This window comes from Nocardiopsis sp. M1B1, from assembly GCF_052466615.1.
Genome location: NZ_CP196194.1, coordinates 4057765 through 4081644, shown reverse-complemented (window position 1 = coordinate 4081644; position 23880 = coordinate 4057765). Strand labels below are relative to the sequence as shown.

Here is a 23880-nt window from a genome sequence, read left to right as displayed (position 1 = left end):
CCCTCCAGAACCCCGTGGGCGCCCTCCTTGTCTCTTTGGGCCTCCGCTTCGCTTTGGCCCGTGTTCGGGCGCCCGGAGAACGGGAACCTTCGGCGCCTTCGGCGTATTCGCTCGTTCCTCACGAATCCGCCTCCGCCCCCTCCAGAACCCCGTGGGCGCCCTCCTTCTCGGTGCTGGCCAGGATCTCGGCCAGGTGCGCCACCCTCATCCCCGACCGCTGCCGGGACAGGGTGCCGCCGATGTGCATCAGGCAGGAGTTGTCCACCGCGCACAGCACCTCGGCGCCGGTCTCCACGGCGTGGCGGGCCTTGTCCGCGCCCATGGCCGAGGACACGTCGCCGTTCTTGACCGCGAAGGTGCCGCCGAAGCCGCAGCACTCGGTGGCCCCGGGCAGTTCCACCAGCTCCAGGCCGCGAACGGCGCGCAGCAGCCGGTAGGGGCGGTCGCCCAGGCCCAGCATGCGCAGCCCGTGGCAGGTGGGGTGGTAGGCCACCTTGTGCGGGTAGTAGGCGCCCACGTCCGTCACGCCGAGCACGTCCACCAGGAACTCGGTGAGGTCGTACACGCGCGGGGCGAGGTCGGCCACCTTGCGCGACAGGCGGCTCCCGCTCGCGCCCAGCCGCGGGTAGTTGTCGCGGACCATGGCCGCACAGGAGGCGGAGGGGACCACGACGGCGTCAGCGCCCTCGAAGGTGCGCACGAAGCGCACGGCCAGACGGCTCGCCGAGCGCCGGTAGCCGGTGTTGTAGTGCATCTGCCCGCAGCAGGTCTGGCCCTCGGGGAAGACCACCTCGTGCCCCAGGCGCTCCAGGAGGCGCACGACCGCCCGCCCGGTGTCGGGGAACAGTGTGTCGTTGACGCAGGTGATGAACAGCGCGATCCGCATGTGCCTCCTTCGTGCCCCGCCGACCGGCGCGCGCGTGCGGACCCCGCCGGGTCGGCCCACGCGATGCGCTGCCATGGCGGAACTGCTCGCCACGAGCCTGGGGTGGTCGGACCACTTTCGCACGCCGTGAAGCATCTGGGCAAGAAGCGGGGCGAAAAGGGTGAGGCGGGGCGAGGAGATGGAAAATTGGTATGATCTCTTGGCGGCAGTGGTGGCGCGGGTCACGCGCACACCCAGCCCCGCTCCCGCCCCCGTCCCGGTCCCGTCGGGCCGACGGACGACCCGGGCCACCGCGCAGACTGGAGGGATTTTCCGTGAGCGACCCCGACGCCGGGCGCACCACCGTCACCCGGCGCGCCGCCGACCGGATCAAGGCGATGATCGCCGACGGGCGGGTCGGACCGGGGGAGCGCCTGCCCACCGAACGCGACCTGTCCGCGCAGCTCGGGGTGTCCCGCAGCTCCATGCGCGAGGCCATCCGCTCCCTGACCACGCTCGGCGTCCTGGAGTCCCGCCACGGCGCGGGCGTCTACGTCACCGCGCTGCGCCCCGCCGACCTGCTGGAGACCTTCTCCGTCCTGGCCGAGGTCTCCCAGGGGCACACCCTCCTGGAGGTCCTCCAGGTGCGGCGCATGCTCGAACCCGCCGCCACCGCTCTGGCCGCCGCGCGCGCCAGCGCCGAGGACCTCGACCGCATCGGCGCCCTGCTGGAGCGGATCGAGGGCGGGGACGACACCTCCCGCGCCGACACCGTCGCCGCCGACCTGGGCTTCCACCAGGCCATCGTGGCCAGCACCGGCAACGCCACCCTGGCCGCGGTCAACGACGGCCTGTCCTCGCGTACCTTCCACGCCCGCGTGTGGGCGGGGCACCGGGAGGCCGGGCTCACCGCCAAGCTGCGCGAGGACCACCTGCGCATCCACGAGGCCCTGGTGGCGCGCGACCCCGACGCCGCCCGGGCCGCCGCGACCGTGCACGTCCTGCGCGTGGAGCGCTGGCTCAGCGCGGACCTGGCCGACTGAGCGCCGCCGTTCCGCCGTTCCGCCACGCCACCCTTTCGCCGCGCTGCCGCGCTGCCGTTCTGCCGCGCTGCCGTTCCGCCGCGCTGCCGCGCCACCCTTTCGCCGTTCTGCCGCGCCGCCGTTCCGCCGCGCCCTCGGCTCAGCCGGGCCGCCTGCCGCGGTCGCGGACCCTGTCGGCGAACTCCTCGGCCCGCAGCAGCCGCGCCAGGTCCTCGCGCCGGCCGGTCGGCGGGCGCTCCCCGCCGGCCTCGGGCGCCTGCTCGGGGATCTCCTGGCCCAGCTCCGCGTCGATGCCCAGGACGTCGTGGTCCTCGATCTCCTCGATCCGGTGGCCCTCCGGGAAGTAGCGCAGGAAGTCGGCCACCGCGGAGTCCTGGTCCGCGGCCCCCACGTCCGTGTCCGCGTCCACGTCGTCGTCGTAGCCGGGGTCCCAGGACCCCGTGTCGAACTCGTCGAAGCCCTCGGTTGACTCTGTCACCGGCGTCCCCCTCACGCTCGGTTCCCCACTCCGATCATGCCCGCTCCGACCGGAGGACGCCAGGGGCTGATGCGAGGGGAGAGGCGGATGCGAAACCGGACAAGGTGACTCACGGTAGGCTTCTGCCGCGCTGTCCGATATGTGAACGGAGCCCCCTCTGCCGTGCGCGAGCGCGTTCGAGCCATCGTCGACGCCCCCTGGTTCCAGGCCTGCGTCATCACCCTCATCCTCGTCAACGCCGTCATCCTCGGCGCGGAGACCTCACCCCGTGTGACGGACTCCTACGGCCGCCTCCTGCGCGCCGTCGACCTGACCATCCTCGCCCTGTTCGTCCTGGAACTGGGGATGCGGATGTACGCCCACCGGCGGGCGTTCTTCCGCGACCCCTGGAGCTGGTTCGACATGGTGATCGTCGGCATCGCGCTGCTGCCCGCCTCCGGCCCCTTCTCGGTGCTGCGGGTCCTGCGCGTGCTGCGGGTCCTGCGCCTGCTGTCGGTCATCCCGACCCTGCGCCACGTCGTCACGGGCCTGTTCCGGGCCCTGCCCGGCATGATGTCCATCCTGTTCCTGGTGATGCTGCTGCTGTACGTGTCGGCGGTCATGGCCACCGAACTCTTCGCCGACGTCTCGCCGCAGTACTTCGCCGACCTGCCCTCGTCGCTGTTCACCCTGTTCCAGATCGCCACCGCCGACGGCTGGGGCACCATCGCCAAGGACGTGATGGAGCACAAGCCCATGGCGTGGGTGTTCTTCGTGGTCTTCGTGCTGGTGTCCACGCTGGTGGCGCTCAACCTGTTCATCGCCGTGGCCGTGGAGGCCCTGGAGAAGGACGACGAGGAGAACGGCGGCGGTGGCGGTGGCGGCGGCTCCGCGGGCTGGACGGGCGGGGACCCCGACGGCGGCGGCCCCGACGGGGGACAGGCCGTGATCCTGGCCGAACTGCGGGCGCTGCGCGCGGAGGTGGCCGTGCTGCGGCGGGAGCGCGAGGAGGAGGCCAGCGGCATGCGCTGAGCGGCGTGCCGGAACCGGTTCCGCGCCGCGCGCGAAAGTCCGCGACCGGGCCTGTGGACAACCCCCGCGGGGCCGGTCTTTCGTGGGAGGCTTGTCGTCGGAAGCACAGCCGCGCACCGCGGGCGGCGCGCGGACCGAGCACCCGCGCCGTGCCGCCGGAGCGCCGACCGACGAGGAGCCGCCGGATGTCTGCCAGTACACCTCTCCCGCGCGCTGAGGACACCGGAGAACGCGCCCGCCCGGGCGTTCCCCTGGACCAGCGGGACGAGTGGACCGCGCTGCGCGAGCACCACGGGCGGTGGGGCTCCACCGACCTGCGCGAGCTGTTCGCCGACGACCCCGGCCGGGCCGAACGGTACACGCTCGACGTCGGCGACCTGCACGTGGACTACTCCAAGAACCTCGTCACCGACGAGACCCTGCGCCTGCTCGCCGACCTGGCCGGGGCCACCCGGGTCGCCGACCTGCGCGACGCCATGCTGGGCGGCGAGCACGTCAACCTCACCGAGGACCGCGCCGTCCTGCACACCGCCCTGCGCGCGCCGCGCGGGCAGGTGATCAGCACCGACGGCCGCGACGTCGTCCCCGAGGTCCAGGAGGTCCTGGACCGGATGGCGGAGTTCGCCGACCGGGTCCGCGCCCGGGAGTGGCTGGGCCACACCGGCCGGCCGGTGCGCCGGATCGTCAACATCGGCATCGGCGGCTCCGACCTGGGGCCCGCCATGGCCTACGAGGCGCTGCGCCCCTACACCGACCGAGGGCTGGAGTTCCGGTTCGTCTCCAACGTGGACGGCACCGACCTGCACGAGGCGCTGGTGGACGCCGACCCGGCCACGACGCTGTTCGTGGTCGCCTCCAAGACCTTCACCACGGTCGAGACCATCACCAACGCCACCGAGGCCCGCACCTGGCTGCTGGACGGGCTGGGCCTCAAGAGCGACGATGACGACGGCGCCATCGCCAGGCACTTCGCCGCCGTCTCCACCAACGGCGAGGAGGTGGCGAAGTTCGGCATAGACATCCGCAACATGTTCGGGTTCTGGGACTGGGTGGGCGGCCGCTACTCCTACGACTCCGCCATCGGCCTGTCCCTGATGGTGGCGGTGGGACCCGAGCGGTTCCGGGAGATGCTCGCCGGGTTCCACCTGATGGACACCCACTTCGCGACCGCCCCCGTCGAGCGCAACCTGCCCTTCCTGCTGGGCCTGCTCGGCGTGTGGTACGGCAACTTCCACGACGCCCAGACCCACGCGGTGCTGCCCTACAGCCACCACATGTCCAAGTTCACCGCCTACCTCCAGCAGCTCGACATGGAGTCCAACGGCAAGTCGGTGCAGCGCGACGGCCGCCCCGTCCACTGGCAGACCGGTCCGGTGGTGTGGGGCACCCCGGGCACCAATGGCCAGCACGCCTACTTCCAGCTGCTGCACCAGGGCACCCGGTTCGTGCCCGCCGACCTCCTCGGCTTCGCCAACCCGGCCCCCGACCTGCCCGAGCACCTGGTGCCCCAGCACGACCTGCTCATGGCCAACCTGTTCGCCCAGGGGCAGGCGCTGGCCTTCGGCCGCACCGCCGAGGAGGTCGCCGCTGAGGGCGTGTCCGCCGACCTGGTCCCGCACCGGACCTTCGAGGGCAACCGGCCCACGACGACCATCCTCGCCGACCGGCTCAGCCCGTCGGTGCTCGGGCAGTTGGTCGCCCTCTACGAGCACAAGGTGTTCGTCCAGGGCGCGGTGTGGAACATCAACTCCTTCGACCAGTGGGGCGTGCAGCTGGGCAAGGTGCTGGCCAAGCGGGTCGAGCCCGCCCTCACCGAGGGTGCCGACGTGTCCGGTCTGGACGCCTCCACCACCTCCCTGGTGCGGCGCTACCGCTCCATGCGCGGCAGGGACTGACCACGGCGGTGGCGGTGTGACCGGCGGACCCCGCCGGTCACACCGCCACCGGGTCCGCCCCACCGTCCCAGGAGGCCCTGTGTCCCGCGGGGGCAGGCGGGGCTGAGATGACGAGACCGCCAGTGCATCCGGCGGGGAGGGGACGGACGCCGCTCCCCGGCCGCTTCGGGCAGGCCGGGGAAACCCCTCGGGACGGGAAACGGGCCTTCGCGCCCGCACGGCACCGGGCGAACCGGTGCCCGTTGAGCGGGGGACAGGCGTGATTTGCTTCCCTACCTAACGGTAGGTAGGGTGATGTGTATGGGCGGGACCTCCGCCCGCGTCCACCCCACCACACGAGAGGTCGTCTTCCATGACCACCGACACCCGAGTCCGCGCCATGAACGTCTACGCCGCGCACTTCGCCGCGCACGGCTACCGCGGCGCCTCCCTGGAGGCCGTCGCCCGCGAGGTCGGCGTGCGCAAGCCGTCCCTGTACCACCACTTCCCCGGAGGCAAGGAGACCCTGCACAAGCTCGTCGCCCTGGACTTCATCACCCGGCGCGGCGAACAGCTCGCCCTGGCCCTGGACACCCCCGGCGGGCTCGCCGAGCAGCTGCGGGCGGTCGTCACCACCGCCGTGGCCGACCCGACCGGAGCCACCACCTCCTTCGAGCAGCACCTGTTCGACTCGCTGGACCAGCTCGAAGAGGACGTGCAGAAGGAGCTGCGCGACGCCTACGTCTCCACCCTGCTCGACCCCATGACCGCGCGTTTCCGTGCGGCCGTGGCCGAGGGCGAGGTCGCCGACCGGGACCCGGCCGTGCTGTGCAACGCCTTCCTGCACCTGGCCCGCGCCGTGGACATGATGGGTGACCCCGAACAGGCCGCCCACACCCTGGTCGGGCTCTTCCTCGACGGCGCCCGCGCCGCGGCCTGACCCGTCACCCCGCCCGCCCCTCAGGAACCCCGTGTCCCTCCGGGACGGGCGGGGCCGGTCCGCGACAGTCGGCCCGCCCGAGGTGCCAGGGGGAGGGATGGGAGAACCCTCCCGGGCGCACGGCGCCGCGCGTCCGGGCCGGTCCGCCGCGTGTGGCCGGACACCCGCGTAATTCCGTTGCCCGCGCCGCCCCGGCGGGTTAGCCTGGGCGCAACATGCGCATGTGACATCGAGACCGACGACCGCCGAGCGCGCGGGGCTCGCCCACCGTGGCTGGAGCCGAATCCCCGCTCGGCGTGTACTGGCACTGTCCCCGGTGCGGTCTCGATGTCGACGACCTCCGTGTCGTCCCCGGACCGCGCCGCGCAGGCGCACCGGTCCCGCGCATCGAGGCCCACCCCGAAACGAAGGGTGGACCACCCCTATGACCCTTGGCAACACGACCGGCGCCGCCTCCGCGACCCGCACCGCCCCGACCGGCCCGCCCCTGCTGCGCGCCCGCGACCTGGCCAGGGCCTACGGCGACCACGTGGTGTTCGACGGCGTGGACCTCGACGTCGCCCCCGGCCAGCGGCTCGGCCTGGTGGGGGAGAACGGCTCGGGCAAGTCCACCCTCCTTCGGCTGCTGGCCGGGGAGGAGGAACCCGACGCCGGGCGGGTGGAACGCCCCGCCGACACCGGATTCCTGTACCAGGAGCTGCCCCACGCCCCGGACACGACCCTGGCCCGGGTGATCGCCCAGGCCCTCGAACCGGCCCGGCGGGTGGAGCGGCGGCTGACCGCCAGCGCGGCGGCGCTGGACGGCGCGCCCGAGGACGCCGAAGCCCTGCGGGAGTACTCCGAGGCCCTGGCCGAGGCCGAACTGCTGGAGGTGTGGGACGCCGAACGCCGGGCCGAACTGGTGGTCGCGGGACTGGGCCTGGACGGCATCGGCCCGGACCGGCCGGTGGGGCGGATGTCGGGCGGCCAGCGCGGACGCCTGGGCCTGGCGGCCCTGCTCGTCCGCCGCCCGCGCGCCCTGCTGCTGGACGAGCCCACCAACCACCTCGACGACCAGGCGCTGGAGTTCCTGGAGGGATACCTGCGCGGCCTGCTGGGAGTGGTGGTGCTGGCCAGCCACGACCGGGTGTTCCTGGACGCGGTGTGCACCGGCCTGCTCGACCTGGACCCGGCCGTGGACGGTCCCGCTTACTACGGCGGCGCCTACTCCTTCTACCTCAGGGAGAAACGACTGGAGCGCGAACGCTGGGAGCAGCGCTACCGCGACGAGCAGGACACCCTCAAGGGCCTGCGCGAGTCGGTGCGCACCACGTCCCGGCAGGTCTCGCACAACCGCGCCCCGAGGGACAACGACAAGATGGGCTACGACTTCCTGGGCGGGCGCGTGGACAAGCAGGTCTCGCGCCGGGTGCGCAACGCCCGGAACAGATTGGAGGAACTGGAGCGCGACCAGGTGCGCAAACCGCCCAGGCCGCTGGAGTTCAGCGCCTCGCTGACCCGCGACCCGGGCACGGCCGACGGCCACGCGATCACCGTGCGCGACCTGGTCGTGCCGGGCCGGTTGCGCCTGGACCGCCTGGACGTGCCCTCGGACGGGCGCCTGCTGGTCACCGGGCCCAACGGCGCGGGCAAGTCCACGCTGCTGTACGCCCTGGGGCACCGGCTGCGTCCGGCGTCGGGCCAGGTGCTGTGGCGGCGCGGGGCTGCGGTCGCCCTGCTGGAACAGGACGTGGTTTTCCCCGACCCCGAGCGGACACCGCGTTCGCTCTACGACGGGCTGAACGGAACTCTGCCCGGCGCTCCCCGCCTGACCGACCTGGGCCTGGTCGCACCGCGCGACCTGGACCGGCCGGTGGGCAGGCTCAGCGTGGGGCAGCGGCGACGCCTGGCACTGGCGATGCTGGTGGGACACGCCCCTGACGTGCTGCTGCTGGACGAGCCGACCAACCACCTGTCCCTGGCGCTGGCCGAGGAGCTGGAGGAGGCGCTGGGCACCGCGCCCGGCGCGGTGGTGGTGGCCTCGCACGACCGGTGGCTGCGCCGCAACTGGGCCTGGTCGGAGCTGCGGCTGGTCGACGGCGCCGTGGCCGGGCAGGACACGGCCGGACCCGTGTAGCCCTTCCGGCCGTTCCCGGGCCGCCCGCCCCGCGCGCGGCCCGGGAACGGCGGCCCGCCCCGGTGCCCCGGTCACGGCCGGGTTCCGGCACGCCCGGTACGTGCCGGAACCCGTGAGGGCACGCGACCCCTCACCGCTGGGGCGGTGCGGTTCCGCGAACGGCCGTCGCGTGTCGGGGGCACGTGCCGGACCCGGCGGGGCCACCGCCTCCCCGGCCTCCGGCTTCGCCCGACACCGCGCGGGGACACCGGCGCGGAGGCTGGAAACCCCCGCGCCGCTCGTGCAAACTCTTCGTGTTCCCATAGCTACGAAAAGTCATGTCAACTGGCAGGGGTGCACATGTCCGTGCCGATGGACGCGCCCGAGTCCTCCCAGCACGCCGACCCCGAGGCGGCGGCCGCCGGAGGACGCGGGTCGGCGAACAGGTCCCTGCGCCAGATCGCCTGGCGGCGCTTCCGCAGGGACCGCCTCGGCATGGCCGGGGGCGTCGTCGTCATCCTGCTCATCCTGGTCGCGGTCTTCGCGCCCCTGCTCACCTCCTGGTTCGGCTACCCGCCCAACCAGTTCAACCAGGAGCTGATCGACCCGCTCACCGGCGGCGTCCTGCGCGACCCCGCCGACCCCTCCCTGGGGCTCGACCCCTGGGGCGGAATCAGCACCGACCACCTGCTCGGCGTGGAACCCGTCAACGGGCGCGACCTGTTCAGCCGCATCGTCCACGGCGCCCGCACCTCCCTGCTGGTCGCCACGGTCGCCACCCTGGTCTGCGTGGTCATCGGCACCGTCCTGGGCATGGTCGCCGGGTACTTCGGCGGCTGGGTCGACACCGTCATCAGCCGGGCCATGGACATCTTCCTGGCCTTCCCTCTGCTGCTCTTCGCCATCGCCCTGGTCGGCGTCATCCCCGACGGCTCCTTCGGCCTGAGCGGCAACGGCCTGCGCATCGGCGTGCTGGTCTTCATCATCGGGTTCTTCAACTGGCCCTACATCGGCCGCATCGTGCGCGGGCAGACCCTGACCCTCCGGGAACGCGAGTTCGTGGAGGCCTCCCGCAGCCTCGGCGCGGGCAGCGCCCACATCGTCTTCCGCGAGATCCTGCCCAACCTCGTCACGCCGATCCTGGTCTACTCCACGCTGCTCATCCCCACCAACATCCTGTTCGAGGCGGCCCTGAGCTTCCTGGGCGTGGGCATCAACCCGCCCATGGCCACCTGGGGCGGCATGCTCGACAACGCCCTGCGCTTCTACACGATCGCGCCGCACTTCGTGCTGATCCCGGGGCTGGCCATCTTCGTCACCGTCCTGGCCTTCAACCTCTTCGGCGACGGGCTGCGCGACGCCTTCGACCCCCGCTCCTCCGACTGACGGGCCGCGCCCGTCGCGTGTCCCGGGCCGGGCACCGGCCCCCACCAGCCAAACCGACCAGGAGGCAAGCTTGACCACCGACCACCACACGGGCGCGGCGCCCTCCCGGCGCCGCGGACGCCGCCGGGCGACCGCGACCCTGGCCGCGGGCACGGCCGCGGCGCTGCTGCTGGCCGCCTGCGGGGGCGCGGGCGGCGGCGGGGGCGGAGGCGGTCCGGTCGACGCCGAGTTCAACCAGGGCGAGACCGAGGTGGTCAACCCCTCCGACCAGACCGGCGGCACTCTGCGCTACGCCATCTCCTCGGACTTCGACTCGCCCGACCCCGGCAACACCTACTACGCGTTCAGCTGGAACTTCAGCCGCTACTACGCGCGCACCCTGCTCACCTACGTCGGCGCGCCCGGCGAGGAGGGCACCGAACTCCAGCCCGACCTGGCCGCGGAGATGCCCCAGCCCAACGAGGACCTCACCGAGTGGACGGTGCCGATCAAACAGGGGCTGCGCTACGAGGACGGCTCCGAGATCACCGCGCCCGACATCGAGTACGCCATCGCGCGCAGCAACTTCGGCGACCAGGCCCTGCCCAACGGCCCCAAGTACTTCCAGGACCTGCTGGCCGACAGCGACGACTACGAGGGCCCCTACGCCGACGAGGCCGACCCGCTGGCCGGGTTCGACGGGATCGAGACCCCCGACGACCACACCCTGGTCTTCCACCTCAAGGATCCCTTCGCGGAGTTCCCGTACCTGCTCATCCAGCCGCAGACCGCGCCGGTCCCGCCCGAGGCCGACCGCGGAGAGCAGTACCAGAGCCGCGTCGTCTCCTCCGGGCCGTACAAGTTCGACGGCGAGTACCGGCCCGGCGTCTCCCTGAACCTGGTCCGCAACGACCAGTGGGACCCCGCCACCGACCCGACCCGCGAGGCGCTGCCGGACCGGATCGAGGTGCAGTTGGGAGTGGACCAGAACGAGATCGACCAGCGCCTGGCTAGCGGCGACCTGGACGTGGACCTGGCCGGTGCCGGGGTGGGGCCCGCGATGCGGGGCACCCTGCTCACCGACGAGGCGCGCAAGAACAGCGTGGACAACCCGCAGAGCAACACGCTGCGCTACGTCAACATCAGCACCGTCCTGGAACCCCTGGACGACCTGGCCTGCCGCGAGGCGGTCATGTACGCGGCCGACCGCGACGCCCTCCAGCGGGCCTGGGGCGGCGACACCGGCGGCGACATCGCCACCCAGATCATGCCCGCGTCGCTGCCGGGGGCCGATCCCGGCATCGACCTGTACCCCTCCCAGGACAACCAGGGCGACCTGGACACGGCCCGGCAGAAGCTGGAGGAGTGCGGCGAGCCCGACGGGTTCTCCACCTCCATCGGCGTCCGGGCCGACCGGCCCTCCGACGTGAGCACCGCCGAGGCGCTCCAGCAGGCCCTGGCCCGGGTGGGCATCGAGACGCGGATCAAGCAGTACCCCTCGGACACCTACACCAACACCCAGGCCGGGTCGCCGTCCTTCGTGGAGGACAACGACCTGGGCCTGACCGTGTACGGGTGGGCCCCGGACTGGTCGAGCGGCTACGGGTTCATGAGCAAGATCCTGGACGGCGACGCCATCCAGGACGCGGGCAACGCCAACATCTCGGAACTGGACGACGAGCGGATCAACGGCTGGTTCGACGAGGTCGTCACCATCGAGGACCCCGAGGAGCGCGCCTCGATCTACACGCAGATCGACCGGCGGGCGATGGAGCAGGCGGCGATCCTGCCCGCGGTGTTCGAGCGCACGGTGCTCTACCGGCCGCCGAACCTGACCAACGTGTACTACCACTCGGGCTACTCGATGTACGACTACATGGCGCTCGGCACCACCCGGGAGTGAGGAACAGCAGCTAGAGCCCCGTGCGGTGCGGGTCGACAGGCGTCTTCTCCCCTCACCAGGGGCGGATCAGGGGCGAAACCGGGGGCCTGCCGACCTCGCCGGAGCCGGGCCGACATCGGGGCTTCGGGCCCGCACGACAACACACGGCACTGAAATTTTGTCGGACGGCAACTTTCGCTTCCCGGACCGTGTGTCCGCAGAGTATGGCGGGTAGCGTGGCATACCGGGCGTCGTCTTCCCGCTGTCGGTGGCCCTTGCATCCCCCTGTGCGCTCTCTGCGCCAGCGGTGGAACGACGCTCTGCGGCACCCGCCCACGACCGTGCGCGCACCGCGCGTACGTGAACGTGCTCGGTGGAGCCGCCCGTACGGCCCGGCACGGGCCGTACGCCGCGACGCGTGGGGAGTGGAACACCAGTGCTTGCTTCGGGGACCAGCGACCGCGCTCCGCTGGAGGGCGACGGGGCCGGGCCGGTCGGCGGACGACGGGCCGGTGCGCTCCCGGCGCCCGCCGCGGTCGCCAGACTCCGCCGCGCCGCCCGCGAGCTGGGCAACATCCTGCACCCGGTCCGCCTCGTGGAGCAGACGGTGCGCTTCCCGGTACCGGAGGCGGCCCAGACGTGCGCGCTCTTCCTCGCCCAGCCCGACGGCTCGGTGCGCTGGACCGCGGCGTTCACCTCCGAGGGCGGTCGCCGCCGCGTCGGAACCGGCGAGGGCGTCTGGGACCGCGGCACGGTGGACGGCGCCGCCTGGCTGAAGGAGGTCGTGGACGGGGCGCGCACGGTGGCCGAGCCCACCCCCGGAGACCCCGTCGAGAAGCTCCTCCTGGAACTGGCCGGGTACGACGGCGCCCGGGGCGCGCTGCGCGCCGTGGCCGTCCCCGGCCTGTCCGGAACCGCGGGAGCGCTGCTGTTCCACCGCGCCCGGGGGTACTTCGACGCGGCGGACACCGAGGCGCTCACCGAGTACGCCGAACGCGTGGGCTCGGCCCTGGGCGCCGCCCACATGTACCAGTACCAGGCCCGTACCGCCTCCACCCTCAAGGCCGCGCTGGTCCCCGCGCCCCTGCCCGGCGTCGCGCACGCCGTGCTGGGCGCGGCCTTCCGCTCCGCCGTCGAGGCCGAGCGCATCGGCGGCGACTTCTACCAGGTCAACGAACTGGAGGAGGGCTTCGACTTCTCCTTCGGGGACGTGTGCGGCAAGGGCAACGACGCCGCCCTCCTTACCGGGATGATCCGCCAGTCCCTGGAGGCGCTGCGGCTGGTCGAACAGGACCCCCGGCGGCTCCTGGAACTGCTCAACGTCCTGCTGCTGCGCACCGACCCCGAGAAGTTCAGCACCATGCTCCTCGGACTCGCCAGCCCCCTGCCCGGCGGCGGGCTGCGCATCCGCGCCGCCGGGGGAGGCCATCCGCCCCCGCTCGTCGTGGGCGTGGACGGCACTGTCCGGGAGGTCTCCATCGGGGGCCTGTTCGTGGGCGCGGTGGAGGAGGCCGTCTTCCGGGAGACGGAGTTCACCCTGGCCCCCGGCGAGACGATGGTGGTCTTCAGCGACGGGGTCACCGAGGCGCGCAACCCCCTGCTGGGCGGGGAGATGCTCGGTGAGGAACGCCTGGCCCGGCTGCTCTCCGAGTGCGGGGGCATGCCCGCCCCGGCCGTCTCCGACCGGATCGTCCAGGTGGTCGGGGACTGGCTCGACGGAGGGGAGCACGACGACATCACGGTGCTCACCATGCAGGCCCGCGCCGTCCGGGGAGGTGTCGCCGGTGACCGCTGACCACGACACCCTGCTGGGCGGGGACGTCCCCGTGTCGCCCGCCGACGTGGCCGACGACTTCTTCGCGTGCGTGCGCGACATCGACGACGCGGGGGCCCTGGCCGTGGTGCGGGAGGCGCTGGCGGCCGGAGTCGACCACGAGTCGCTGGTCCTGGACGTGATCGCGGTGTCCCAGATGCGCGTGGGCATGATGTGGCAGGCCAACGAACTCTCTGTGGCCCGGGAGCACGCCGCCACCCACATCGGTGAACTCGCCCTGGGCCTGGTCCTCGAACACGGCCTAGCGCGCGTCGCCGGGGAACGCCCCCTGGGCTCGGTGGTGGTGGCCTGCGTCGAGGGGGAGTGGCACGGCCTGCCCGCGAGGCTGCTGGGGGACGTGCTGCGCCTGCGCGGCTGGAGGGTCACCTTCCTCGGGGCGAGCGTGCCCGCCCACCACCTGACCCTGCACCTTCAGGAGACCGCGCCCGACGTGGTGGCGCTGAGCTGCTCCCTGCCCTCGCACCTGGTCAACGCCCACGCCATGATCACCGCCGCCGCGCGCACCGGGGTGCCCGTCATCGCCGGGGGGCGCGGCTTCGGGCCGGACTCCTCCCTCGCGCTCCGGCTCGGCGCGAGCCTGTGGGCGGCCGACGCCCGCTCCGCCGCCGATCTGTTGGAGCGGCGCATGCCGCTGTCGTCCCTGCGGCCCAGGGAGGAGGCGCTGTCTCCGGCCGCCGAGTACGCGAGCCTGGTGCAGCGCCGTCGAGACCTGGTGCGGACCGGTGTGGAGCACGCGCGGGCCCTCTACGAGGCTCGGGGTGCCAGCCTGGAGGGCGCGGACCTGGACCGGACGGTCGAGGACCTGGGGCACATCACGGACTTCCTGTTGACGTCGCTGTACGTGGGCGACGGTGCGGTCTTCACCCGTTTCCTGGCGTGGACCCGCGGTGTGCTGGAGGTGCGCGGGGTTCCGGCGGTGGGGGTGGCCCGCGTCCTGGAACTCCTCGAAGGGGAGCTGTTCGACTACCCCGAGACGTGCGCGGCGCTGCGCGCGGGGCGGGCCGTGCTCGGCTGAGGTGCCCGCCTGGGCGGGCGCCCTTCGCCGCTGTACCAGGGCCACCAGGGCCACCAGTGCCGTACCAGTTCAGGGGGAGGTCGGGGGGTCGGGCTGGTTGAGGAGGGTGGCGATGTGTTCTTTGGGGTAGCGGCGTGCTCCGCCGGGGGTGCGGAAGGGTTTGAGGACGTTGTCCCATTGGCCTCGGTGGAGGCTGCGGGGTCGGATGTTGAACAGGGCGGCGACTTCGCTGGGTGTGAGGACGTCGGGGCGGCCGTCGAGGAGGTAGCTGTAGTCGGGCATGAGGGGCTTTCCGTGTCCGGTGTTGTGTGAGTGGTCGATCGGGTGGCCCCGCCTCCCCGGGGAAGGAGGAGGCGGGGCTTCGGGCTGGTGTTGAGGTCACCGGCCCTGGTCCGCGCCGTCACGGTGGAGGGCGCGGAGGCCGAAGGGCGGCCAGGGACGCGTGGGTTACCAGGGGAAGACGGCGCGGACGGTGATCGCGCCGCAGGAGTGTTGCTTCCAGTCCCAGTAGGAGCACAGGGCTTCGACCAGGCGCAGGCCGTTGCCGCCGACCCGGAGGGGTTCGGGGTCGGGCACGGCCGGGAAGCTGGGTTGTTCTCCGGGGCGGGGGCCGTTGTCGGTGACGCGGAGTTCCAGGTGGCGCGGGGTGCGTTCGATCTCCACGCGGATGCTGCCGCCGGGAAGCCCGGACGCCGAGTGGCGCAGGGCGTTGGTGGTCATCTCGGAGACGGCGATGCCGACGGGTTCGGCCAGGTTGGGCCGGGAGCGGGTGGCCTGGACGGCCCAGCGGCGGGCGATCTTGACGTGGCCGAGTTCGGGGCCGAGCAGAATGCCTGAGTTGGTGGCGGTTCCGCACAGTCGGCGTGGAAGCGTCGGGGCCTGGACGATAGACTTGTTCATGTTTCACCTCGGGGTTTCGGGGTGGAGCACTCTGCCTCGGCGGTCGCTCTCCACTTCGACCGCCGGGGCTTTCTCATGTCCTGCTGGGCTGTCCCGCCCGTGTATGGGCATGGACGGGACGGCGCTGGTGCCCGCCCAGTGAGGGGCGGGAGTTCACGGGGCCGACCTCTCCCTGAGTGAGATAGGAACGGCAGCGGGAAACTACACATGAGACGCCACAACGGACATTTCTTCCGCAGTGACTCGCCGGAATGTTTCCGTAGTCACACCATCGCTTGCAGGTCAGAGGCTGCGCAATAGCTTTCACGCATAGGTGTAGTAAATGGCGATCGCGTTCTGTAGCGTGTACTTGTCGACTATCAGTGTGTAGTTGCGTGTACCCCTCGGGAGAAGCTAGTGGCAGAGAAAGCACCCCCAGCCTGGAAAAAGTTCGGGCGTGAACTCTTTCGCGCCCGCAAAGCCGCAGGTCTCCTCCAGTCCGACGCAGCCGAAGTCCTGGGCGTCGTGCCGACCGCGGTCTCCTCCTATGAGAGGGGCACCCGCAAGATCGAGCTGGACGCCGTCACCGCACTGGACGAGCTCTACAACGCGAACCAGGCACTCATCCGCAAATGGCACGAAGCGAAACAGGAAACCGGGCTCGACCCGTGGTTCCAGCAGCTCTCTGACCTCGAAGAATCAGCGGTGGAGATCCGTGACTATCAGCCGTTGGTGTTCCCTGGCCTGACACAAACCGAGGCATATGCCCGCGCGTTGACCCGCGACGTGTGGCCGGGGCGGGGAGCGGACTCGGTGGAAAGCCTGGTCCAGTCACGAATGCGCAGGAAGGCGATCTTTGACCGGATCGATAAGCCGTTCATCCTGATGATCGTGGAGGAGCCGGTGATTCGCCGCAGGGTGGGTGGGCTGAGTCGTGACGAGCACCGCGAGCAGATCCGCCGACTGGTCCATGAGATCGAGCGGGATAACCTACGGTTGCAGATCATCCCCCGGGGTGCTCCCCGGCACCATGGGGGCACTGGACCGTTTCGCATCCACACGTTCGCGGACCGCCCCTCTGTGGCGTCGGCTGAGCACATGACGGGGGAGGCCGTGATCGACGATGCGAAGCTCGTCCAGCACTGCATGACCGTGTTCGGGTTGCTCCAGGGGGAGGCGCTTTCCGGCGACCAAAGCCTGGACATGCTGAAAGAGGCTGTTGAAGATGTCTGAGAAGACCTGGCACAAGTCCACCTACAGCGCTGGCGGTGGCAACTGCGTGGAGGTCGCGGAGGGCCCGGTCACCGGCATCCGCGACACCCAGAACCGGGAGCTGGGCCACCTCACGGTGTCCACGCTGGAGTGGACTGCTGTTCTCGCCGTCACCAAGGGATGAACAGTGAGTTCTGCCTGGCACAAGTTCAGCTACAGCGGCAACACCGGGCACTGTGTCGAGGTCCGAGAGGGCGCCTTCACAGACGTGCGTGACACCCAGAACCGGAAGCTGGGCCACCTGTCGGCACCGGCCCCTGAGTGGACGGCCCTGCTCGCGGCAATCCGCAGCTAGTAGCCAAGTACGAAGAACCGACCCCGCCCAGACGCATTGGGCGGGGTCGGTTTCGTGCTGACACGGGGGAGGCTACCCCGCAGCGGCGGCCGTGCCCAGAGGCCGAAGGACCCCGGCCGGGGCGTCCGCCCACAAGTGGGTTCCCTCCTGGTCCACGGTCACGCCGAGCTGGTCCCGGCCCGGCTTCCCCCACCGCGTCCACTCCTCCCACGCGGCGCCGATCTCCGCCCACAGATCCCGGGGCCCGGCTCGCTTCGTGGTGTAGGGGCCACCGGCCGGAACATATTCTCCGAGCGCCCACGACCCGTCCGGGGTGGCGACGTACACGCTGGCCTTGCCCGCCCACTCGGGGCGGTCCTCGGCGGCCTCGTACACCGCGTACCGCAGGTCCGGTACCAAGTGACCTAGGACGAGCTGCCACCCCTGGTTGCGGTAGGCGACCAGACGCGGGTTCACGTCGGTACTCCCGGCCCGCACACCGGGAGCGTCCTCCTCCACCAGTTCCCGGAGCCGACGGGGGTCGGGGCGCTGTGAGCGCAGCACCATGAAAGCGGCGTCGTCCACGATCGGGCCCGTCGCCGTGCCGTCCTCCTGGACCACCAGGCGCACCAGCACCCCCGGCACGTTCCCCACCTCGAACGGGGTCACGATCACCCCGCCCGGCCACACCTGCCGAACCCAGGCGTGGGGTATCCGCCCGCAGGCCGCGACCGTGGAGAGCACCCGGTGGAACATGCCCGTGCCTTCACCGACTTCCAGGGGGCCCGACCCATCGGTGTCCAACACCGTCGGCGCGTACCCGGCCCGCGCGAGGTTGACGACCGCGACCCTGGCCAACTCCTTGTCGATCTCCGCGGACACCACCGCTTTCTCCCCGAACACGTGACACAGCAACGCCGTGTTGTACCCCGTGCCCGTCCCGATCTCCAACACCCGGTGCCCAACGACCGCGTCGAGCTGTTGAAGCATCGCGACCACGAGCGAGGGCTGACTGAGGCTGGAAGTCACCCTGCGGCCCCGGCCATGGGCCCCAGCAGGACGCCCGTCATCCACCTGGGTCGCGAGCGCGTAGTCCTCATGTGCCCAACTGGCGTGGTCGGGGTCGTCGCGTGTGACCGGTACGTAATAGCCGGGGTGGTCGGTGGAGGTGACCCACACGGTGTCGGGAACGAACTGGGCCCGGTCCACAGCGAGGATCGCACGATGCCACTGGGGGTCGATGACCTGACCCGCGATGGTGAGGGCGCGGGCCAGCCGGGCGCCGGGGGGCGTGGTCACCGCTTGGGGTCCTTGCCGTCACCGGACTGGGGCGGGACGGGTTCGGCCCCGTGTTTGTTGGTGTCCTTGCCGTCACCTGCGGCTCTGCCTCCGCTACCGCTGCCGGTGACGGGGAAGCACCGGACCAGGTCGGCGTAGACCGAGGCCGCGTCGGTCGTGGCAACGGCGCGGCCGAGGGGCTCGGTGAACACGTTCCGCCCGTCATCGCCCGGCCCGGCCGCGAGCACGTCAAGGATCTCCGGAACCTTCGCGGCGAGGAACGTCCCCTCCTTGCTCGGGATCGCGTTGCGCAGGGAGAAGAACGAGACCGGGGGCGGCATCATCGCTTCCCCCTTGCTGTCGGTGAGTCGGACACCGGTCCAGAAACGCCCGACCATGAGCTGAACCGGCGCGTACAGGTTGCGGGCCAGCCAGGCGGGCCACTGCATCAGCTGTCGCGCACGCCCCTCGTCGCCGGGGCCGAGGACCGCGATGTTCCGGCAGGCCAGGGGACCGAGTTCCCGGCGGTCCAGGCGAAGCAGTTCGGCGCTTTCGACGAGGGCCGCGAACAGGCCCGCCTCGTCGCCAGGGCCAGCCTTCACGGCGCTCCAGACCGTCAGTCCCTTCTCGACGGAGGGGGGCAGCGGCTGACCATGTCCCGTTGGTGCGCGGTGAGCCCCGGATGGATGTCATCGGGGTTCGTGGTCCCCGAGGAGAGGCGGCGGATCATGCGTCCTCGCTGTTCGTCTCATGGAAGCGGGGCAGGGGACGACCACTGCCCCATCCGTTCATCCGTTACCGCACGATGGCGTCGGTCGGTCGTCCTCGTCGTTGGTGGTGGGAGTGCAGTCCCACATGGTGACGAGGGGAGCGCCAGCCAGGTAGTCCCGGTAGGGGGCAGTGTCGATGGAACCGGCAGCGGTCTCGGGAGCGACGTACCTGAATATCCAGGAGAGGAGTGCACCAGTCAAGAGCGGAAAGTGACTCAAAGTTGACAATGCGTGATGATCGGCGCCACGGAAGGCACACACGGGGCGATTGAACGCGACCAGATGACCACACTGAGTTACTGTCTGCTTGCGGGCGGGTACCGTTCGCGGACCCGTCCCGCCCCCGCCCCGGCCCCGACGACAGAGAGCACGCGCGTTGCTGACCTACATCCTGCGCCGCCTGGGCGCCGGACTCCTGCTCCTGGCCGTGGTCACCATGGTCACCTTCGCCATCTTCTACGTGGTGCCCCGGTGGGCGGGCCGCACGGTCGAACAACTGGCGACGATGTACGTGGGCCGCGCCCCCACCCCCGAGGCCATCCAGGCCACCATCGACCGCCTGGGCCTGGACCGGCCCGTCGTCGTGCAGTTCGGGGAGTTCGTCCGGGGCCTCTTCCTGGGCGCGGAGTACCGCTTCGGCAACGACACGATCGAGTGCGCGGCACCCTGTCTGGGCTACTCCTTCCAGACCTACCAGGAGGTCTTCCCCGAGATCGTGGCGCGGCTGCCGGTCACGGCCTCACTGGCCCTCGGCGCGGGGGTGATCTGGCTGGTGGGCGGCATCCTGGTCGGCGTGGTCTCCGCGGTGTGGAAGGGCAGCCTGTTCGACCGGCTGGCGATGGCCGTCGCCCTGGCGGGGGTGTCGCTGCCGATCTTCTTCACCGGGCTGCTGTCCCTGGCCTTCCTCGTGCACGCCTGGGGGCTGTTCGGCACACCGGGCTACGTCCCCTTCAGCGAGGACCCGTCCAGGTGGGCGCAGGGACTGCTGCTGCCGTGGCTGACGCTGGCCTTCCTGCACGCGGCCATGTACGCCCGCCAGACGCGCGCGGGCATGCTGGAGACCTTGGGCGAGGACTACATCCGTACCGCCCGCGCCAAGGGACTGAGCGAGCGCCGAGTGGTACTCAAGCACGCGCTGCGCCCCACGCTCACGCCCATCGTGACCATCTTCGGCCTGGACCTGGGGCTCGTGCTGGGCGGCGCGGTCCTGACCGAGCAGGTCTTCTCCCTGAACGGGATCGGCCGGTACGCGGTCACCGCCATCATGCAGAGCGACCTGCCGGTGATCCTGGGCGTGACGCTGTTCGGCGCGTTCTTCATCGTGCTCTGCAACCTGGTGGTGGACCTGCTGTACCCGCTGATCGACCCGCGCGTGCGCATCCACGGATAACCGTGTCGGGCGCACACGTGTACCGAACACGGCCCGGGCCGCCGCGCCCGGGGAACGGAAAGGAAGGGGTCGTGTGAGCGAGTCCGCGGCGTCGGGGCCGGTCGTGCGGGTGGAGGACCTGCGGGTGGTGTTCCCGACCATGGACGGCGACGTCCGGGCGGTGGACGGTCTGTCCTTCGCCGTGCCCGTCGGGGGAGCGCTGGGCATCGTGGGCGAGTCGGGCTCGGGCAAGAGCGTGACCTCGCTGGCCCTGATGGGCCTGCACCGGGGCAGCCGGGCGCGGATCACCGGGGAGGTCGAGGTGGCGGGCACCGACGTGGTCGGCGCCCCGGACAAGAGGCTGCGGCGGATGCGCGGCAACGACATCGCCATGGTCTTCCAGGACCCCATGCAGTCGCTGCACCCGCAGTTCACCGTCGGCAACCAGCTGGTGGAGGCGCTGCGCGTGCACCGGTCCGGGGTGTCGCGGTCCCGGGCCCGCGAGCGCGCGGTGGAGTCGCTGGAGCGGGTGGGCATCCCCGAGCCCGGCAAGCGGGTCAACTCCTACCCGCACGAGTTCTCCGGCGGCATGCGCCAGCGCGTGCTGATCGCGATGGGTCTGATGTGCGAGCCCAAGGTGCTGCTGGCCGACGAGCCCACGACGGCGCTGGACGTGACGGTGCAGGCGCAGATCCTGGACCTGCTGGACGAGCTGCGCCGCGACCTGGGCATGGCCCTGATCCTGGTCTCGCACGACCTGGCGGTGGTGGCGGGTTCGGTGGACGAGGTCGTGGTCATGCGCCACGGCGTCGCGGTCGAGCGCGGCGACGTGCGCGAGGTGCTGTCCGCACCTCAGCACGCCTACACCCGGGGGCTCCTGGACGCGGTGCCGCGCGTGGAGGTCTCCCGGGCCCATCGGCGCGCACGCGACCGGGCCGAGCGCGGCCAGCGCCAGGACCAGGAGAAGCGCCGCAGGTCGGGGTCGACCGCGGCGGGCGAGGCGGGGCGCAAGGGGCCGGACGAGGTCTTCCGTCCCTTCACCCCCGAGCCGCAGGAGGAGCGGGGCGAGCCCCTGCTGCGGGTGGAGGATCTGGCGCAGCGGTTCAGGGTGCGCGGCGGCGTGTGGGGCCGGGCCACGGACTTCTGGGCGGTCAAGGGGGTCTCCTTCGACCTGCACCGCGGCGAGACCCTGGGCATCGTGGGCGAGTCGGGGTCGGGCAAGTCGACGCTCTCGCGGATGGTGATGCGTCTGCTGGAGCCCACGCGGGGCCGGGTGGAGTTCGAGGGCCGCGACATCACCCACATGCCCGAGCGGGCCTTGCGTCCGCTGCGCCGGGACGTGCAGATGGTCTTCCAGAACCCCTACTCCTCGCTTAACCCGCGGGTGACCGTGGGCGACGCGATCGGGACCGCGCTGCGGGTGCAGGGTGAGAGGGACACCAAGAAGGTGCGCCGTCAGGTGCAGGAGCTGTTGGAGCGGGTGGGGCTGGAGCCGGGCCACTACAACCGGTTCCCGCACGCGTTCTCGGGTGGTCAGCGTCAGCGGATCGCGATCGCGCGGGCGTTGATCCTCAAGCCGAAGCTGATCATCTGCGACGAGCCGGTGTCGGCGTTGGACGTGTCCACGCAGGACCAGGTGCTGCGGTTGCTGTCGGAGTTGCAGGACGACTTCGGGTTGACCTACATCTTCGTGGCCCACGACCTGGCGGTGGTGCGTCAGGTCAGTGACCGGGTCGCGGTGATGCGTGCGGGTGAGGTGGTGGAGATGGGTGACAGCGACGCGGTGTACGAGAACCCCACCAGCGACTACACCCGCCAACTGCTCAACGCGGCGCCCGTGCTGGACCCTGACCAGGCCCGCGAACTGCGCGCGGAGCGCGCCCGCCAGCGGACCGGGTGAACCGCGCGCCGACCGCGCCGCGGGCCCCGCGGGCCCCGGGGACGCCCGTCCCCGGGACCCCGCTGGGATCAGAACATGCTGCGCTTGCCCGCCAGCGAGTCGATCCACTGGTGCAGGTGGCCCGACCAGTCGCGCCCGGCGCCCTCGTTGTGGTCGACGCTGAAGCGGTGGAAGGTGTCGCGGCTCTCGGAGAAGAGCAGACCCGGCTTCTTGTCCAGCTCCAGCACCACGTCCATGCCGCGCTCGTCGGTGACCAGCGACAGCTCCAGCTCGTTCAGGCCCCGGTAGCGGCTGGGCGAGAAGAACTCGATCTCCTGGTAGAAGGGCAGCTGCTGGCGGGTGCGCAGGATACGGCCCTGCTCCAGGTCGGCCTGCTTGAAGGAGAAGCCGAGGGAGGCCAGCGAGTCCAGCACGGCCAGCTGCGAGGGGAGCGGCTCCACGGCCACCGGGTCCAGGTCGCCGGGGTCGACCGCGCCCGCCACGTGCAGGCGCGTGTTCACACCGACGTTCATGCGGTGCATGTGGCGGCCCCGGTGGACGGTGACGGGGGTCTCCCAGGGCACGAAGAGCTCGAAGGGCACCTCGAAGCGCTGGCCGGGGGCCAGGGTCACGCCGCCGCCGATCTGGACGCGGTGGAACTCCAGGTCGCGGGTGCTCTCGTGGTCACCGCTCTCGACCTCGACCCGGGCCTGGAGGCCGACGGTGAGCCGCTCGACCTGCTGCTCGACGTTGCCGCCCTCGATGACGACGGTGCCCCGCAGGGTGCCGCCCGGGGTGGTCACGGAGGAGTGCAGGGTGGTTTCCACCGAGGCCCCGCCGAATCCGATACCGGCGAGCAGACGCTTGAGAACCATGGATGACCTTTCTGTACCGCCCCGCGCCGGGAGGGGGAGCGGGGTCGGGGGCTGTCTTCTGGTAACGACGCCGGAAGAACGCACTCGGTTCCCGGACCAAGGTCCCTGTTTCGCCCGGCGGGGCCCGAGCGCTGGTCACGCCGGGGCTGGGCCCTGTCCGGGCGGGACGCGGCCGCACCGGGGCGGGTCCCCGCCCCGCCCGGGCACGGTTCAGGGCCGACGCGCGCAGGCCCTTGAAGGCGTCCTGCTGCCCGCCCGGGCGCGGCTCAGGAGGTGAGTCCGCGCAGCAGGGCGCGCAGCCCGTGCCGGAAGCGCGCCAGGGACTCGGCGGCGTCGGGCGCGTCCTCCTCGTCCTGGTGGCGCACCTGGTGCACGATCGCGCCCACGCAGTAGGAGTGCAGGGCGTCGGCGGCGCGCTCCAGGTCCTCGCCCTCCAGCCCCGCCTCGGCGAGGGCGTCGTGGACCAGGGCGCGGGTGGCGTCGCTGCTCGGCGTGCGCGGGGCGCGGTGGACCAGCAGGGAGAGCGCCCCGGAGAACTCCAGCAGCCGGTCCCGGTAGGCCTCGGCCCACTCGGTGAGGCGCACGTCCCAGGGCCGGTCGTCCTCCTCGGACTCCTTCGCCCCCTCCGGGTCTTCCGCCTCCTCCTCGTCGTCGAGGGGGACGGTGCCGGTGGCCGCGGGGGAGGTGACGTAGGCGGCGATGGCGTTGAACAGCTGCTCCTTGCCCAGGGGGAAGTGGTGGTAGATGGCCATGGCCTCCACCTCCAGCGCGTCGCCGAGGCGGCGCATGGACAGGCCGCCGAGCCCGCGGCCAGCGATGATGTGGAGCGCTTCGAGGATGATGCGCTCGCGGCTGAGTCCGGCGTAGTTCCTGCTCACGGTG

At 71.6% G+C, this 23880-nt stretch carries 22 protein-coding genes; 14 read left to right on the top strand and 8 right to left on the bottom strand.

The window, feature by feature from the left end:
* Nucleotides 1-118: 118 nt before the first annotated feature.
* Complete coding sequence (locus tag ACSTA4_RS17745; protein WP_444960242.1) at nt 119-886, bottom strand: (Fe-S)-binding protein; 768 nt, start codon at nt 884-886, stop codon at nt 119-121.
* 314 nt (nt 887-1200) lie between these two features.
* Between ACSTA4_RS17745 and ACSTA4_RS17740 the strand changes: the two genes are divergently transcribed.
* The gene (locus ACSTA4_RS17740) at nt 1201-1908 is read left to right on the top strand and encodes a FadR/GntR family transcriptional regulator (RefSeq protein ID WP_047871998.1); all 708 of its coding nucleotides are present in this window, start codon (nt 1201-1203) and stop codon (nt 1906-1908) included.
* Nucleotides 1909-2047: 139 nt separating this feature from the next.
* On the opposite strand, the gene ACSTA4_RS17735 is transcribed toward ACSTA4_RS17740, so the two are convergent.
* Nucleotides 2048-2386, bottom strand: coding sequence for a hypothetical protein (locus tag ACSTA4_RS17735; protein WP_444960241.1), 339 nt, complete (start codon nt 2384-2386; stop codon nt 2048-2050).
* Nucleotides 2387-2548: 162 nt separating this feature from the next.
* Here ACSTA4_RS17735 and ACSTA4_RS17730 point away from each other — a divergent pair, with 162 nt between their 5' ends.
* From ACSTA4_RS17730 to ACSTA4_RS17695, 8 genes are all read left to right on the top strand, one after another.
* Nucleotides 2549-3397 carry an ion transporter gene (locus tag ACSTA4_RS17730; protein WP_444960240.1) on the top strand — a complete coding sequence of 283 codons (849 nt, stop codon included), beginning with the start codon at nt 2549-2551 and terminating at the stop codon, nt 3395-3397.
* A gap of 185 nt (nt 3398-3582) precedes the next feature.
* The gene (gene pgi, locus ACSTA4_RS17725) at nt 3583-5292 is read left to right on the top strand and encodes a glucose-6-phosphate isomerase (protein WP_444960239.1); all 1710 of its coding nucleotides are present in this window, start codon (nt 3583-3585) and stop codon (nt 5290-5292) included.
* A gap of 352 nt (nt 5293-5644) precedes the next feature.
* Nucleotides 5645-6211 (top strand): TetR/AcrR family transcriptional regulator, encoded by a 567-nt coding sequence (locus ACSTA4_RS17720; RefSeq protein WP_444960238.1) that lies wholly within the window; start codon nt 5645-5647, stop codon nt 6209-6211.
* 424 nt (nt 6212-6635) lie between these two features.
* Nucleotides 6636-8327 (top strand): ABC-F family ATP-binding cassette domain-containing protein, encoded by a 1692-nt coding sequence (locus tag ACSTA4_RS17715; protein ID WP_444960237.1) that lies wholly within the window; start codon nt 6636-6638, stop codon nt 8325-8327.
* 339 nt (nt 8328-8666) lie between these two features.
* Nucleotides 8667-9692, top strand: a complete 1026-nt coding sequence (locus ACSTA4_RS17710) for an ABC transporter permease (protein ID WP_094803515.1) — start codon at nt 8667-8669, stop codon at nt 9690-9692.
* Between the two features lie 70 nt (nt 9693-9762).
* On the top strand, nt 9763-11574 hold the full coding sequence (locus ACSTA4_RS17705) for an ABC transporter substrate-binding protein (RefSeq protein ID WP_444960236.1): 1812 nt from the start codon (nt 9763-9765) through the stop codon (nt 11572-11574).
* A 415-nt stretch (nt 11575-11989) separates the two neighbouring features.
* Nucleotides 11990-13348, top strand: coding sequence for a PP2C family protein-serine/threonine phosphatase (locus tag ACSTA4_RS17700; RefSeq protein ID WP_444960235.1), 1359 nt, complete (start codon nt 11990-11992; stop codon nt 13346-13348).
* Nucleotides 13338-14402, top strand: a complete 1065-nt coding sequence (locus ACSTA4_RS17695) for a cobalamin B12-binding domain-containing protein (protein ID WP_444960234.1) — start codon at nt 13338-13340, stop codon at nt 14400-14402. The genes ACSTA4_RS17700 and ACSTA4_RS17695 overlap by 11 nt, the downstream gene beginning before the upstream one ends.
* 69 nt (nt 14403-14471) lie before the next feature.
* Here the strand turns inward: ACSTA4_RS17695 and ACSTA4_RS17690 are convergent, their stop codons facing one another.
* Both ACSTA4_RS17690 and ACSTA4_RS17685 read right to left on the bottom strand, forming a co-directional pair.
* On the bottom strand, nt 14472-14684 hold the full coding sequence (locus tag ACSTA4_RS17690) for a helix-turn-helix domain-containing protein (RefSeq protein ID WP_019608368.1): 213 nt from the start codon (nt 14682-14684) through the stop codon (nt 14472-14474).
* Between the two features lie 165 nt (nt 14685-14849).
* A complete protein-coding gene (locus ACSTA4_RS17685) occupies nt 14850-15302 on the bottom strand; it encodes an ATP-binding protein (RefSeq protein ID WP_444960233.1) in 453 nt (150 codons plus the stop codon).
* Between the two features lie 396 nt (nt 15303-15698).
* Here ACSTA4_RS17685 and ACSTA4_RS17680 point away from each other — a divergent pair, with 396 nt between their 5' ends.
* From ACSTA4_RS17680 to ACSTA4_RS17670, 3 genes are read left to right on the top strand one after another with little or no spacing between them, the layout of a single operon-like run.
* The gene (locus tag ACSTA4_RS17680; protein WP_444960232.1) at nt 15699-16514 is read left to right on the top strand and encodes a helix-turn-helix domain-containing protein; all 816 of its coding nucleotides are present in this window, start codon (nt 15699-15701) and stop codon (nt 16512-16514) included.
* Nucleotides 16507-16677 (top strand): DUF397 domain-containing protein, encoded by a 171-nt coding sequence (locus ACSTA4_RS17675; RefSeq protein WP_274973601.1) that lies wholly within the window; start codon nt 16507-16509, stop codon nt 16675-16677. Before ACSTA4_RS17680 ends, ACSTA4_RS17675 begins: the two co-directional genes overlap by 8 nt.
* A 3-nt stretch (nt 16678-16680) precedes the next feature.
* Nucleotides 16681-16848 carry a DUF397 domain-containing protein gene (locus ACSTA4_RS17670; protein WP_444960231.1) on the top strand — a complete coding sequence of 56 codons (168 nt, stop codon included), beginning with the start codon at nt 16681-16683 and terminating at the stop codon, nt 16846-16848.
* Between the two features lie 72 nt (nt 16849-16920).
* Here the strand turns inward: ACSTA4_RS17670 and ACSTA4_RS17665 are convergent, their stop codons facing one another.
* Together ACSTA4_RS17665 and ACSTA4_RS17660 are read right to left on the bottom strand one after the other, a co-directional pair.
* Nucleotides 16921-18126 (bottom strand): methyltransferase domain-containing protein, encoded by a 1206-nt coding sequence (locus tag ACSTA4_RS17665; protein WP_444960230.1) that lies wholly within the window; start codon nt 18124-18126, stop codon nt 16921-16923.
* Nucleotides 18123-18707, bottom strand: a complete 585-nt coding sequence (locus ACSTA4_RS17660) for a hypothetical protein (protein ID WP_444960229.1) — start codon at nt 18705-18707, stop codon at nt 18123-18125. The genes ACSTA4_RS17665 and ACSTA4_RS17660 overlap by 4 nt, the downstream gene beginning before the upstream one ends.
* Nucleotides 18708-19251: 544 nt before the next feature.
* Between ACSTA4_RS17660 and ACSTA4_RS17655 the strand changes: the two genes are divergently transcribed.
* A complete protein-coding gene (locus tag ACSTA4_RS17655) occupies nt 19252-20265 on the top strand; it encodes an ABC transporter permease (RefSeq protein WP_274973599.1) in 1014 nt (337 codons plus the stop codon).
* A 73-nt stretch (nt 20266-20338) separates the two neighbouring features.
* Nucleotides 20339-22144, top strand: a complete 1806-nt coding sequence (locus ACSTA4_RS17650) for an ABC transporter ATP-binding protein (RefSeq protein ID WP_444960228.1) — start codon at nt 20339-20341, stop codon at nt 22142-22144.
* Nucleotides 22145-22212: 68 nt separating this feature from the next.
* Here the strand turns inward: ACSTA4_RS17650 and ACSTA4_RS17645 are convergent, their stop codons facing one another.
* Both ACSTA4_RS17645 and ACSTA4_RS17640 read right to left on the bottom strand, forming a co-directional pair.
* A complete protein-coding gene (locus tag ACSTA4_RS17645) occupies nt 22213-22998 on the bottom strand; it encodes a sporulation protein (protein WP_444960227.1) in 786 nt (261 codons plus the stop codon).
* A gap of 266 nt (nt 22999-23264) precedes the next feature.
* Nucleotides 23265-23876 (bottom strand): TetR/AcrR family transcriptional regulator, encoded by a 612-nt coding sequence (locus tag ACSTA4_RS17640; RefSeq protein ID WP_444960226.1) that lies wholly within the window; start codon nt 23874-23876, stop codon nt 23265-23267.
* Between the last annotated feature and the right edge of the window lie 4 nt (nt 23877-23880).

Coding starts and splice junctions, on each gene's coding strand:
- ACSTA4_RS17710 (WP_094803515.1), top strand. CDS start 8,667: ATGTCCGTGCCGATGGACGCGCCCGAGTCCTCCCAGCACGCCGACCCC.
- ACSTA4_RS17645 (WP_444960227.1), bottom strand. CDS start 22,998: ATGGTTCTCAAGCGTCTGCTCGCCGGTATCGGATTCGGCGGGGCCTCG.
- ACSTA4_RS17745 (WP_444960242.1), bottom strand. CDS start 886: ATGCGGATCGCGCTGTTCATCACCTGCGTCAACGACACACTGTTCCCC.
- ACSTA4_RS17720 (WP_444960238.1), top strand. CDS start 5,645: ATGACCACCGACACCCGAGTCCGCGCCATGAACGTCTACGCCGCGCAC.
- ACSTA4_RS17685 (WP_444960233.1), bottom strand. CDS start 15,302: ATGAACAAGTCTATCGTCCAGGCCCCGACGCTTCCACGCCGACTGTGC.
- ACSTA4_RS17690 (WP_019608368.1), bottom strand. CDS start 14,684: ATGCCCGACTACAGCTACCTCCTCGACGGCCGCCCCGACGTCCTCACA.
- ACSTA4_RS17675 (WP_274973601.1), top strand. CDS start 16,507: ATGTCTGAGAAGACCTGGCACAAGTCCACCTACAGCGCTGGCGGTGGC.
- pgi (WP_444960239.1), top strand. CDS start 3,583: ATGTCTGCCAGTACACCTCTCCCGCGCGCTGAGGACACCGGAGAACGC.
- ACSTA4_RS17715 (WP_444960237.1), top strand. CDS start 6,636: ATGACCCTTGGCAACACGACCGGCGCCGCCTCCGCGACCCGCACCGCC.